The 12,069-nt window shown below is 70.1% G+C and carries 11 protein-coding genes; 6 read left to right on the top strand and 5 right to left on the bottom strand.

The features are described from left to right. Nucleotides 1–1,452, top strand: coding sequence for a PPE family protein (locus AC5Y31_RS20180; RefSeq protein WP_499982559.1), 1,452 nt, complete (start codon nucleotides 1–3; stop codon nucleotides 1,450–1,452). Here AC5Y31_RS20180 and AC5Y31_RS20185 read toward each other — a convergent pair. Next, complete coding sequence (locus tag AC5Y31_RS20185) at nucleotides 1,449–2,426, bottom strand: quinone oxidoreductase family protein (protein ID WP_499982497.1); 978 nt, start codon at nucleotides 2,424–2,426, stop codon at nucleotides 1,449–1,451. The two genes, AC5Y31_RS20180 and AC5Y31_RS20185, sit on opposite strands and share 4 nt — an antisense overlap. A gap of 31 nt (nucleotides 2,427–2,457) precedes the next feature. Here AC5Y31_RS20185 and AC5Y31_RS20190 point away from each other — a divergent pair, with 31 nt between their 5' ends. After that, the gene (locus tag AC5Y31_RS20190) at nucleotides 2,458–3,150 is read left to right on the top strand and encodes a DcsG N-terminal domain-containing protein (RefSeq protein WP_499982499.1); all 693 of its coding nucleotides are present in this window, start codon (nucleotides 2,458–2,460) and stop codon (nucleotides 3,148–3,150) included. Here AC5Y31_RS20190 and AC5Y31_RS20195 read toward each other — a convergent pair. The 4 genes from AC5Y31_RS20195 to mptB all read right to left on the bottom strand — a co-directional run bounded on the left by AC5Y31_RS20195 (nucleotide 3,106) and on the right by mptB (nucleotide 7,563). Next, a complete protein-coding gene (locus AC5Y31_RS20195) occupies nucleotides 3,106–4,035 on the bottom strand; it encodes a COX15/CtaA family protein (RefSeq protein ID WP_499982561.1) in 930 nt (309 codons plus the stop codon). The two genes, AC5Y31_RS20190 and AC5Y31_RS20195, sit on opposite strands and share 45 nt — an antisense overlap. 71 nt (nucleotides 4,036–4,106) lie before the next feature. After that, a complete protein-coding gene (locus tag AC5Y31_RS20200; RefSeq protein WP_065022723.1) occupies nucleotides 4,107–4,889 on the bottom strand; it encodes an ABC transporter permease in 783 nt (260 codons plus the stop codon). Beyond that, a complete protein-coding gene (locus tag AC5Y31_RS20205) occupies nucleotides 4,886–5,824 on the bottom strand; it encodes an ABC transporter ATP-binding protein (RefSeq protein ID WP_082966261.1) in 939 nt (312 codons plus the stop codon). Before AC5Y31_RS20205 ends, AC5Y31_RS20200 begins: the two co-directional genes overlap by 4 nt. After that, entirely contained in the window at nucleotides 5,821–7,563 is a 1,743-nt protein-coding gene (mptB, locus tag AC5Y31_RS20210; protein WP_499982503.1) for a polyprenol phosphomannose-dependent alpha 1,6 mannosyltransferase MptB, read from the bottom strand. Before mptB ends, AC5Y31_RS20205 begins: the two co-directional genes overlap by 4 nt. 207 nt (nucleotides 7,564–7,770) lie before the next feature. Here mptB and AC5Y31_RS20215 point away from each other — a divergent pair, with 207 nt between their 5' ends. From AC5Y31_RS20215 to sufC, 4 genes are all read left to right on the top strand, one after another. Continuing rightward, a complete protein-coding gene (locus tag AC5Y31_RS20215) occupies nucleotides 7,771–8,547 on the top strand; it encodes a helix-turn-helix transcriptional regulator (protein WP_499982563.1) in 777 nt (258 codons plus the stop codon). 67 nt (nucleotides 8,548–8,614) lie between these two features. Further along, nucleotides 8,615–10,063 (top strand): Fe-S cluster assembly protein SufB, encoded by a 1,449-nt coding sequence (sufB, locus tag AC5Y31_RS20220; protein WP_065022721.1) that lies wholly within the window; start codon nucleotides 8,615–8,617, stop codon nucleotides 10,061–10,063. Beyond that, nucleotides 10,063–11,259, top strand: a complete 1,197-nt coding sequence (gene sufD, locus AC5Y31_RS20225) for a Fe-S cluster assembly protein SufD (RefSeq protein ID WP_499982504.1) — start codon at nucleotides 10,063–10,065, stop codon at nucleotides 11,257–11,259. Before sufB ends, sufD begins: the two co-directional genes overlap by 1 nt. A gap of 25 nt (nucleotides 11,260–11,284) precedes the next feature. Further along, on the top strand, nucleotides 11,285–12,067 hold the full coding sequence (sufC, locus tag AC5Y31_RS20230) for a Fe-S cluster assembly ATPase SufC (RefSeq protein ID WP_499982505.1): 783 nt from the start codon (nucleotides 11,285–11,287) through the stop codon (nucleotides 12,065–12,067). Nucleotides 12,068–12,069: the final 2 nt, after the last annotated feature.

The raw sequence follows: 12,069 nt of genomic DNA on the forward strand, positions 1-12,069 counted from the left end.
ATGGCGTCGCCGCCGGAGCTGCATTCGGCGCTGTTGAGCGCTGGGCCCGGAGCCGGGCCGTTGTGGGCGGCGGCTGGGGCGTGGTCGTCGCTGAGCGCCGAGTACACCGTGGTGGCCCAGGAGCTGACCGCTGTCCTGGCCGCGGTGGAAGCCGGAGCCTGGCAGGGGCCGAGCGCGGAGGAGTATCTGGCTGCCCACACTCCGTACCTGGCCTGGCTGAGCCGCGCCGGCGCGGACAGTGCGGTGGCCGCAGCGCAATGCCAGATGGCGGCGGCGGCCTATAGCGCCGCGCTGGCGGCGATGCCGACGCTGCCGGAGTTGGCGGCCAACCACGCCACCCACGGCGTGCTGATCGCGACGAACTTCTTCGGTATCAACACCATTCCGATCGCGCTCAACGAAGCCGACTACGTCCGGATGTGGGTGCAGGCCGCCGCCACGATGGCCGGCTATGAGGCGGTGGCGGGCTCGGCGGTGGCCTCGACCCCGCGCCCCAGCGCCGCGCCGCCCATCACCAATGGCCCGGGGGTGCACGATCCCAAGGTCGACAACCCGCTGAACCAGGAGATCGTGCAACTGCTCAAGAACGTCGGCATCAACTGGGATCCGACGGCGGGAACCATCAATGGGCACGTGTACGACTACTACGCGAACGCCAACGACCCGATGTGGTATCTCGCCCGAGCGCTGGAACTGGTGGCCAACTTCCAATACGCCGGTACGCAGGACCCGACGGCGGCGTGGCAGTACCTGCTGGCCGTGGCGCTGCTCGACTGGCCGACCCACGTGGCGCAGTTCACCGCAACGCTGAGCCAGTCGGCGCCCCTGCTGGCGGCCGCGACCGGCGCGTTGGCTGCCCCGGTCGGCGCTCTCGGCGGGCTCGGCGGCTTGGCGAGCCTGCCCGCACCTCCCGAGGCAGTGGCCGCAGCGGCAGCGCCCGTCCCGTCGGCGTCGGCCCTGCCGACGGTCGTCAGCAGCGCCCCGGCGGTCCCCGCCACAGCCGCTCCGGCAACGGCTTCGCCCGCGGCGCCGGCCGGCCCGCCGGCGAGCCCGCCACCGGCCCCGACGCCGCCCCCGGCTGTCCAGGCATTCGCTTATCCGTATCTGGTCGGTGGCGGGCCCGGCGCCACCCCGCGGGTCGGTACCGGCGCCGGGGCGAGCGCCCCGGCGAGCGCCAGCAGAAAAGCAGCGGAGCCGGATCTCGCCACCGTCGCGGCCGAAGCCGCCGCACGAGCACGCGCACGCCGCCACCGGCGCGCGATCAAGCGCGACCACGGTGACGCGGTGATCAAAGTCGGCGCCGACGCCTCGGATCAAGGGGCGGGGCCGCTGGGGAGCAGCGGGAGCGTAACGCCGGGCGTCAATGCAGCCGGGCTGACCCGGCTGGCCGGGGCAGAATTCGGCGAAAGTCCGCGGCTGCCACTGCTGCCCGAAGGCTGGAAGGCCGGCTAGGGCACCAGGACGATCGAACCGGTGGTCTTGCGGGCCTGCAGATCCCGGTGCGCGTCGGCCGCCTCGGCCAGCGGATAACGCCGGCTCACCGTCACCTCGATCGAGCCTGCCGCGATCGCGTCGAACAACTCTCCTGCGCGCCAAGAGAATTCCTGCGCCGAGCGGGTGAAGTGAGCCAGGTTCGGCCGGGTCAAATACACCGACCCCGCAGCATTGAGCCGCTGCGGATCCACCGGCGGGACGGGTCCGCTGGCCGCACCGAACAGCGCCAGCGTGCCCCGGACCGCCAGGCTGGCCAGGCTGGCGTCGAACGTCGTCGCACCTACGCCGTCGTATACCGCGGCAGCCCCGGCGCCGTCGGTCAACTCCCGGATGCGGGCGCCGAACGCGGCGGCGTCCGGGCCGGGGTAGTCGAGCACCTCGACAGCGCCGGCCCGCCGGGACAGCTCAGCCTTCGCCGGCGTCGAGACCGTGGTGATCACCCGTGCGCCGCGCGCCGTGGCCCACTGGGTCAAGATCAGGCCCACTCCGCCCGCGCCGGCGTGCAGCAAGACGGTGTCGCCGCGTTGCACCGGGTACACCGACGTGATCAGGTAGTGCGCGGTCAGGCCCTTGAGCAGTACGGCCGCCGCCACACCCGAGTCGACACCGGCGGGGATCGGCGCCACCAAAGATGCTGGGGCCGTGCAGTATTGCGCATAGGCCCCGGTGGCGGCGGCGGTCACCACGCGGTCACCGACGCTCAGCGTCGTCACCTCGGCGCCGACTTCGGCCACGGTGCCCGCGGCTTCGCTGCCGAGCACGAACGGCAGCTCGGCCGGGTACGTCCCGGAGCGGAAATAGGTGTCGATGTAGTTGACCCCCACCGCCTCGGCCCGGATCAACACCTCGCCGGCGGCGGGGGAGGGCTGCGGTCGGTCGACTACGTTCAGGACTTCTGGGCCGCCGGTCGCGGCGATTTCCACGGCGTGCATGGTGACTATCATCTCCGAATGTGAGGTCTGCATGAAGCTGGCCCGGCCCGATATCTTCCACCCGCGCATCGTGTTGGCGGGCGATCCGCGCCGCGGGCACGAGGAGCGCCCCGGCTCCGACGACGACGCGGGCCTGCTCGCCGCGCTGCGGCACCGGGGGCTGCAGGCCCGGCGGCTGGCCTGGGATGACCCGGAGACCCTCGAGGCCGACCTGGTGATTCTGCGCTCGGCCGGCGACCCGGACCGGCGCGCTGAGTTCGCGGCGTGGACCACGCGGGTGCGCCACCTGTTGAACCCGCCGGAAGTAGTCGCCTGGAACGCCGACCCGCGCTACCTGGCGGACTTGCAATGCGACGGGGTGCCCACAGCGCCCGGCGCGACGGCTCAGACCGCGCTGGTGTTTTTCGGCGCCGGCCGGTCGCACGCATTCGGCGCTGCCGGGCCCGACCCGGACTTCGAGCTGTGGGATGTCGGCCGCGCCGCCCTGCGCGCGGCTGCCGAACGCTTGAGCATCCGCATCGAGGAGTTGCTCTACGCGCGCGCCGACGTCTCGGGAACGGCCGCCGACGCCCGGCTGGTCGGACTGGATCTCGTTGCGCCGCAACTGGGATTCAGCGAACTCCCGGCCGGCGAAGGTGAGCTGGCGCAGCGCCGGTTCGCCGTCGAGGTCTCCGCGGCGTTAGAGCGGCTCGGGCTCGGTCCGCTCGCGCAGCGACGCCCATAGGGCTGCGCTCGCGCCGGTGACCAGCACGGCGCCCGCCACGTGCAGGATGACCAGCACGGCGGGCACCCCGGTGAAGTATTGGATGACGCCGATCAGCCCCTGCGCGAAGGTCAGGGCGATGACCACGGCAAGCCGGCGGGTCACCGGCTTGGCCGCCCCCACCGCGACCAGCCCGAACGCCAGACCCACCAGCAGCCCCAGGAACGCGATCAACAGGGACTCGTGCAGGTGGGCCAGCGTGGCCACCTCGACCTTGAGCCGGGCCACCGTGCGGGTGGCGCTCTTGTCGCCGGCGTGCGGTCCGGCGCCGGTCACCAAGGTGCCGGTCACCAGTACCGCGGCCAGCGTGATGGCGCACAGCCCCGTCAAAGTGCGTAGCGGCGCCGGCACCCGCTGGCGCACCACCGCATCGTCGGGTTCGCCGACCTTCACAAACAGCAGCACCGCCAGCCAGACCATCAGCATCGAGACCAGCAGGTGCACGGCCACCGTCCACCAGGCCAGCCCGGTGCGCACCGTGATACCGCCGATCACGGCCTGCAGCACCGTGGAGCCCGGCATCAACCAGGCGTAGACCAGCACTTCGCGGCGCCGCCGCGCCCGGATCAGCGCCAGCACCGCCAGCGCCGAGGTGATGACCACCGCGAAGGTCACCATCCGGTTGCCGAACTCGATGGCCTGATGGATGCGCGGGACCTCGGACACGGCCACCGGGACATAGCTGCCCGGGAAGCACTGCGGCCAGGTCGGGCAGCCCAACCCGGAGGCGGTGACGCGGACGATCGCACCGGTGACGGAGATGAAGCCCTGGGTGAAGACGACGGCGGCGGCCAGCAGTCGCTGGGTGCGCAGGCTCGGGTCCGGCAGCAGATCCACCAGGCGCATCAGGAAGGGTCGCACGGGCTGATCGTAGAGGATCGGGAACTACAGCATGTAGTAGCTCAGGCGTGGGCGGCTCAGCTGAACCGGAACCAGCGCACCGCGCCGACGCCGGCCAGCAGCCCCCACACCGCCACCACCGCGATGCCGAACCAGTCGAACGAGACGGTCAGGGCCTGCGCCAGCGCCTCGGTGAGCGACCCCGACGGGGTGAGCCGGGCGAGCCAGCGGATCGGGTCGGGCACCAGATCGGTCTCCACCGTCAGCGCCGAGAACCCGCCGAAGACGAACCACAGCAGGTTGGCCACGGCCAGCACGATCTCGGCCCGCAGGCTGCCGCCGAGCAGCAGACCCAACGCTGCGAAGCACGCCGTGCCCAGCGCGATGACCACCGCCCCCAGACCCAGCCCGATCAGCGTCGGCCGCCAGCCCAGAGCCACGCCGATCAGCCCGAGCAGCACCGACTGCAGCAGCACCACCGTCGCCACCGACAGTGATTTGCCGGTGATCACGCCCCACACCGGCAGTGCGGTGGCGCCCAGGCGTTTCAGCGCGCCGTAGCGGCGGTCGAATGCCACCGCGATCGCCTGGCCGGTGAAGGCGGTGGCGATCACGGCCAGCGACATGATCACCGGCAGCAGGGTGGTGGCGCGCTCGGCGTGGCCCTCGCCGAACGGGCCCAGCGGCAGCAGCGACATCCCGATCAGCAAGGTGATCGGGATGAACATGGTCAACAGCAGCTGCTCGCCGTTGCGCAGCAGCAGGGTCAGCTCCAGCCGGTACTGGGCGGCCAGCATGGCCGGCACGCTGGCCGGCCGCGGGTCGGGGGTGAAGGTGCCCGGCGGAAACGAGGTGGTCATGCGCGCAGCTCCCGTCCCGTCAGCTCCAAGAACACGTCCTCCAGGCTGCGCTGCTCCACCCGCAGCTGGGTGGCCAGCACGTCGAGGCGAGCGCACCAGGCGGTCACCGTGGCCAGCACCTGCGGGTCGACCCGCCCTTCGACGAGGTATTCGCCGGGTTGCACCTCGCTGGCTCGGTAGCCCTCCGGCAACGCGGTGATCAGCAACGACAGATCCAGGCGCGGAGGGGCAGTGAACCGCACCTGACCCTGGGCGCCGCTGCGGGTCAACTCCTGCGGCGTCCCGGCGGCCACCGCCGCGCCGTGGTCGATGATCAGCAGCCGGTCGGCGAGTTCCTCGGCCTCCCGAAGATGGTGGGTGGTCAGCACCACGGTCACGCCGTCGCGGCGCAGGGCGTCGATCAGCTCCCACACCAGCAGGCGCGCATGGGCGTCCATGCCGGCAGTCGGCTCGTCGAGGAACACCAGCTCCGGGCGCCCGACCAAGGCGCAGGCCAGGGCAAGCCGCTGTTGCTGGCCGCCCGAGAGCCTGCGGTAGGTGGTGCGGGCGGCGTCGGTCAGGCCGAGGGTGTCCAGCAGCCACTGCGGATCCAGCGGGTTCGCCGAATAGGACGCCACCAGCTTGAGCATCTCGCCGGCGCGCGCCGCCGGGTAGCCGCCGCCGCCCTGCAGCATCACCCCGATGCGTTCCCGCAGCCGGGCGTTGTCGGCGACCGGGTCCAGCCCGAGCACCTCGATGCTGCCGGCGTCGGGGCGTACGAAGCCCTCGCACATCTCGACCGTCGTCGTCTTGCCGGCGCCGTTGGGGCCGAGCAGCGCGAAGACTTCGGCGGTGTGCACCTCGAGATCAAGGCCGGCGACCGCCTCGGTCGCTGCTGGACCGGCCCCGTAACGCTTGCGCACTCCGCGCAACCGCACCGCGACAGCTGAGCTCACGGGGAATCAGCGTAAGCGTCGGCGACGGCGGCGGAGCGCGGGGTCGGTCCCGGCGTCGGCTCATCGCCGGCACGGCCGGGTCCTTGCGGCGGTTCCGGCTTCGTCTCTCCTCCGTCGAGCCTCGCCGAACCGCCGGGCTCGTCCGGCAACTCCCGCCACGGCAGATGCCGGTAGGTCAGCAGGAACAACGCCAGCACCACGACGGCGCTGGCCAGGGTGGCGTCCACGATTTGAAACAGTGCGAAGCGGTCGCCGTTGGCGGTCGGGCCGAAGATGCCGACCACCAGCGTCACCGCGATCACCGCGATCCGGAAACCGGGGCGGGTCGCCCAGGCGGCGAGCGGGATGATCGCCCACAGCAGATACCAGGGCTGCACCACCGGGAACAGCAGCACCGTGACGCCCAGCGCGACGCCGAGCCCGCCGACCGGATGCAGCCGGCCCTGGAACACCACCAGCAGCAGCCAGATCACCATCACCGCGATGATCAGCACACCGATGCCACGCGTCAGCGACAGCACCGCGGTGGTGTGATCGCCCAGGCCCAGCAGGATCCCGACCTGACCGGTGCCCAGCGCGAGCAGCGTCGGCGGTGACATCCAGCTGCGGACCACGTTGGCGGTGCCCAGGGTGAACACCCAGCCGAAGCCCAGGCCACTGGCCCAGCCGATCACGCCCATCACCGCCACCGCCACCGCGCTGCTCCCGACCCCGGCGAGCACGAACGCCCGCAGGTCGCCGCCCCAGCGCCAGCCCAGGGCCATCGCCACGAATCCGAGCGCCAGCAGCGACGGCAGCTTGACCTGCGACGACATCGCGATCAGCACCGCCCCGAAGATCAACTCGGCCAGCGGCATCCACTCCCGCGGTGGCCGGCGCAGGCCCGGCAGCAGGGGTTTGGCCACGGTGATCCCACGCAGGGCGAACTCCGTGCCGGTCAGCATCAGGCCGAGCATCAACGCTTCGTTGTGGATGCCGGCGACCAGGTGCATCAGCAGCAGCGGATTGGCCGCGCCCAACCACAGGGCGCTGACCTCGGCTACCCCGCAGCGTGCGGCCAGGCGCGGCACCGCCCACACGATCAACCCGACACCGAGCAGCACCACTACCCGGTGGCACAACACCGCGGTGACGATGTTCTCCCCGGTCAGCGCGGAGATTCCGCGGCCGATCCACAAGAACAACGGTCCGTAGGGAGCCGGTGTCTCCCGCCACAGGCTGGGCACCGACAGGGTGAACACGTGGTCGAGCCCCAGCGCCGGCGCCGGGCCCACCCGGTAGGGGTCCAGTCCCAGCCGGGAGATCTGACTCTGCGCCAGGTAGGAGTACACGTCCTTGCTGTACATCGGCGGCGCGACCAGCAGCGGCAGCATCCACAGCAGCAGCGTGCGGTCGAGCTGGCTGCGCGACATCCGGCGCCGCCCGCTCAATGCGAACCGGCCCAGCATCAGCCAGGCCAGCGTCATCATCACCGCCCCGGTGGTGGTCATGGTCAGCGCCACCGTCTGCAGCCGCGACGGCAGGTTCAGCAGCCGTACCCCGAAGGTGGGGTCTTGGATCACCGGGCGCGCACCCGCCCCCAGCGCACCGATCGCCATCAGCACGGTGCCGGCCGCGCCGAACAGGCGAGTGCGCCGCAGCGCTACCAGTTCCGCGTTGTTGAGGGGAGTGCCGACGGTGCGCTCGTCGCCGTGCAAATGCGCGATCGACGTGCTCAGCGAGTGCCGGCGGGCTGCCATCCCAGCAGCGTAACGGCCCGTCCCCGAGATCCTCGGGGCCGTCCGGACAACAGCGGAGTGTGATCAGCGCAACTGCCGATTCCGGCCGAACTGAGGTAACCCTTTCTGGACCCGGCCGCGGAATTGCGTCACACTGGTGTTGTGAAATTCAAGGCCGAGGCGAACGCCGCCACCGAATCCGCCGGGCACCGTCCCGGCGGTGCGGTATTGCCTGGGCCTCAGCCGGCCGCGGACCTCGCCGGCAGCCATGATTCACCCGAGGGCCCCACCCGCCAGGCCGTGGTGCGTCTGCTGATGGAGTCCGGGTCCATCACCGCCGGTGAGATCGGCGCCCAGCTGGGGCTGTCGGCCGCCGGGGTGCGGCGCCACCTGGACGCCCTGATCGAGATGGGTGACGCCGAGGCGCACGCGCCGGCGTCCTGGCAGCAGGTGGGGCGCGGGCGTCCGGCCAAGCGGTTCCAGCTCACCGCCGCCGGCCGGGGCAAGCTCGGGCACCGCTACGACGACCTGGCGGTGGCCGCGATGCGCCAACTGCGCGAGATCGGCGGCGAGGACGCGGTGGTCGCCTTCGCCCGCCAGCGCATCGACACCATCTTGTCCGAGGTCGCCGAGGTTGCCGCCGGTGCTGACACCGACGCCGACGAGGATCTGGAGGTCACCGCCGAACGGATCGCCGCGGCGCTGACCGACGCCGGTTATGCCGCCTCCACCGCGCGGGTGGAGGGCGGTGTTCCCGGGGTGCAAATCCTGCAGCACCATTGCCCGGTGGCCAATGTCGCCAAGGAGTTCCCGGAACTGTGCCGGGCCGAGCGGCAGGCGATGGCCGAAGTGCTGGGCACTCACGTGCAGCGGCTGGCGACCATCGCCGACGGCGGATACGTCTGCACCACCCACGTACCGCTGATCAACAAGAGCGCCAAGTCCGTCCGGGCCGGCAAGACCGCCAAACCCGGCAAGGCCGGGACCGCCAAAAAACAGCACTAGTAGCACCGATCGACCTTCGGCGCACCGCCTGCGCCGAAGCCATCACGAGCACTGAAGGAGCGTCACCATGACACTCACACCGGAGGCCACCGCAGCAGCGGTCGAGCCGAGCACCCAGGAAGAGACGATCGCGTCGCTGGGCCGGTACGAATACGGTTGGGCTGACACCGATGCCGCGGGCGCCGCCGCCCAGCGTGGCCTGTCCGAGGACGTGGTGCGCGACATCTCGGCGAAGAAGAACGAGCCGGAGTGGATGCTTGAGGCCCGGCTGCGGGCCTACCGGACGTTCATGAAGAAGCCGATGCCCAACTGGGGCTCGGATCTGTCCGGCATCGACTTCGACAACATCAAGTACTTCGTCCGGTCCACCGAGAAGCAGGCCCAGACCTGGGAGGACCTGCCCGAGGACATCCGCAACACCTATGACCGGCTGGGCATCCCGGAGGCCGAGAAGCAGCGCTACATCGGTGGGGTGGCGGCCCAGTACGAGTCCGAGGTCGTCTACCACAAGATTCGCGAGGACCTGGAAGCCCAGGGCGTGATCTTCCTCGACACCGACACCGCGCTCAAAGAGCACGAGGAGCTGTTCCGGGAGTACTTCGCCACCGTGATTCCGGCCGGGGACAACAAGTTCTCGGCGCTGAACACCGCGGTGTGGAGCGGCGGATCGTTCATCTACGTGCCCAAGGGTGTGCACGTCGACATCCCGCTGCAGGCCTACTTCCGGATCAACACCGAGAACATGGGCCAGTTCGAGCGCACCCTGATCATCGTCGACGAAGACGCCTACGTGCACTACATCGAGGGTTGCACCGCCCCGGTGTACTCGAGCGACTCGCTGCACTCGGCGGTGGTGGAGATCGTCGTCAAGCCGCGCGGCCGCTGCCGCTACACCACCATCCAGAACTGGTCGGTCAACGTCTACAACCTGGTCACTAAGCGGGCGCGGGCCGAAGAGGGCGCCACGATGGAGTGGGTCGACGGCAACATCGGCTCCAAGGTGACCATGAAGTACCCGGCGGTGTGGATGACCGGCGAGCACGCCAAGGGCGAGGTGCTCTCGGTCGCGTTCGCCGGCGAGGACCAGCACCAGGACACCGGCGCCAAGATGCTGCATCTGGCGCCCAACACCTCGTCCAACATCGTCTCGAAGTCGGTGGCGCGCAGCGGCGGCCGATCCTCCTATCGGGGCCTGGTGGAGATCCACAAGGGCGCGCAGGGGGCGAAGTCCAGCGTGAAGTGTGACGCGCTGCTGGTCGACGACGTCAGCCGCAGCGACACCTACCCCTACGTCGACATCCGAGAAGACGACGTCACCGTGGGCCACGAGGCCACCGTGTCGAAGGTCAGCGAGAATCAGCTGTTCTACCTGATGAGCCGGGGCCTGACCGAGGACGAGGCGATGGCGATGGTGGTGCGCGGCTTCGTCGAGCCGATCGCCAAGGAACTGCCGATGGAGTACGCGCTGGAGCTCAACAAGCTGATCCAGCTGCAAATGGAAGGCTCGGTGGGCTAGTGGCTTCGACTGGTTTGAGTCCAAACCCGGCTGCCAACCTCACCGAGGCCGCCGAAAGCATCAACAAGGGCACCGCGTTCACCTCGTTCGACGTGGACGCCTTCGAGGTGCCGCACGGTCGCGACGAGGCATGGCGGTTCACCCCGCTGCGCCGGCTGCGTGGCCTGCACGACGGCTCCGCGGTCGCCGACGCCTCCGCCACGATCGAGGTTTCCGCGGACACGGCGGTGCGGACCGAGACCGTGCAGCGCGGCGACGACCGGCTGGGTGCAGCCGGTGTGCCCGCGGATCGTATTGCTGCCCAAGCTTTCTCGGCGTTCGGCGACGCGACGGTGGTCACCGTTCCCAAGGACACCAGCGTCGAGGAACCGATCACCATCACCGTCACCGGTCCCGGTGCGGGTGCCACCGCCTACGGGCATCTGCAGCTGCGCGCCGAGGAACTGTCCCGCGCGACGGTGGTAATCGACGTGCGGGGCAGCGGAACCTATGCCGACAACGTCGAATTCGTCGTCGGCGATGCTGCGCAGCTCACGGTGGTGTGGATCATCGAGGCAGCGGCCGACGACCTGGTGCACGTCAGCATGCACCACGCGGTGCTCGGCAAGGACGCGGTGCTGCGCCACACCGCGGTACAGCTGGGCGGCGAGTTGGTGCGGCTGACCGGGCGGGTCCGGTTCGACGGACCGGGCGGCGACGCCGAGCTGCTCGGCCTGTACTTCGCCGACGACGGCCAGCACCTCGAATCGCGGCTGCTGGTCGACCACAGCCAGCCCAACTGCCGCTCCAACGTGCTCTACAAGGGTGCGCTACAGGGCGACCCGGATTCGGCACGGCCGGACGCGCACACCGTCTGGGTCGGCGACGTGCTGATCCGCGCGGCCGGCGTGGGCACCGACACCTTCGAGGTGAACCGCAATCTGATCCTGGCCGACGGTGCCCGGGCGGATTCGATCCCCAACCTGGAGATCGAGACCGGCGAGATCGTCCAGGCCGGCCACGCCAGCGCCACCGGCCGATTCGACGACCTACAGCTGTTCTACCTGCAGGCCCGCGGCATCCCGGAAGACCAGGCCCGGCGCCTGATCGTGCGCGGTTTCTTCGGCGAGATCATCTCCAAGATCCCGGTGGCCTTCATCCAGGAGCGCCTCACCGACGCCGTCGAGCGTGAACTCGCGATCACCGAGAACAAGTAAACGACTTAAAGGACACGAAACAGCAATGAGCACACTGGAAATCAAGGATCTGCACGTGAGTGTGTCGCCGGGCGGCGCCGACGGCAGCTCGGCGATCCCGATCCTGCACGGCGTCGACCTGACGGTGAACTCCGGTGAGACGCATGCCCTGATGGGCCCGAACGGGTCGGGCAAGTCCACCCTGTCGTACGCGATCGCCGGCCACCCCAAGTACACGGTGACTTCCGGGTCGATCACCCTCGACGGTGAGAGCGTGCTGGAGATGACCGTGGACGAGCGTGCTCGGGCCGGCCTGTTTCTGGCGATGCAGTATCCGGTCGAGGTGCCGGGGGTGTCGATGTCGAACTTCCTGCGCACCGCGGTGACCGCGGTACGCGGGGAGGCACCGAAGCTGCGCGCCTGGATCAAGGAGCAGCGGGCGGCCTTCGCCGAGCTGGGTATCGACTCCGGTTTCGCCGAGCGCAACGTCAACGAGGGCTTCTCCGGCGGGGAGAAGAAGCGCCACGAGATCCTGCAGTTGAGCCTGCTCAAGCCCAAGATCGCCATCCTCGACGAGACCGACTCGGGTCTGGACGTCGACGCGCTGCGGGTGGTCAGCGAAGGCGTGAACCGCTACCGGGACGCCGAGAACGGCGGCGTACTGCTGATCACGCACTACACCCGCATCCTGCGTTACATCCAGCCGCAGTTCGTGCACGTCTTCGCTGGCGGGCGCATCGTCGAGTCCGGCGGCCCGGAACTGGCCAACGAGCTGGAGGAGAACGGCTACGAGCGCTTCACCCAGGCCGAGGCCGCGGCGGAGGCCTGAGC

This window comes from Mycobacterium sp. NGS18 (genome assembly GCF_059813185.1).

Excerpts from the sequence above, each read along its gene's own strand:
- AC5Y31_RS20195 (WP_499982561.1), bottom strand. The coding sequence starts at position 4,035 with ATGCGCCTGGTGGATCTGCTGCCGGACCCGAGCCTGCGCACCCAGCGA.
- AC5Y31_RS20180 (WP_499982559.1), top strand. The coding sequence starts at position 1 with ATGGCGTCGCCGCCGGAGCTGCATTCGGCGCTGTTGAGCGCTGGGCCC.
- sufC (WP_499982505.1), top strand. The coding sequence starts at position 11,285 with ATGAGCACACTGGAAATCAAGGATCTGCACGTGAGTGTGTCGCCGGGC.
- AC5Y31_RS20185 (WP_499982497.1), bottom strand. The coding sequence starts at position 2,426 with ATGCACGCCGTGGAAATCGCCGCGACCGGCGGCCCAGAAGTCCTGAAC.
- sufB (WP_065022721.1), top strand. The coding sequence starts at position 8,615 with ATGACACTCACACCGGAGGCCACCGCAGCAGCGGTCGAGCCGAGCACC.
- AC5Y31_RS20200 (WP_065022723.1), bottom strand. The coding sequence starts at position 4,889 with ATGACCACCTCGTTTCCGCCGGGCACCTTCACCCCCGACCCGCGGCCG.
- AC5Y31_RS20190 (WP_499982499.1), top strand. The coding sequence starts at position 2,458 with ATGAAGCTGGCCCGGCCCGATATCTTCCACCCGCGCATCGTGTTGGCG.
- mptB (WP_499982503.1), bottom strand. The coding sequence starts at position 7,563 with ATGGCAGCCCGCCGGCACTCGCTGAGCACGTCGATCGCGCATTTGCAC.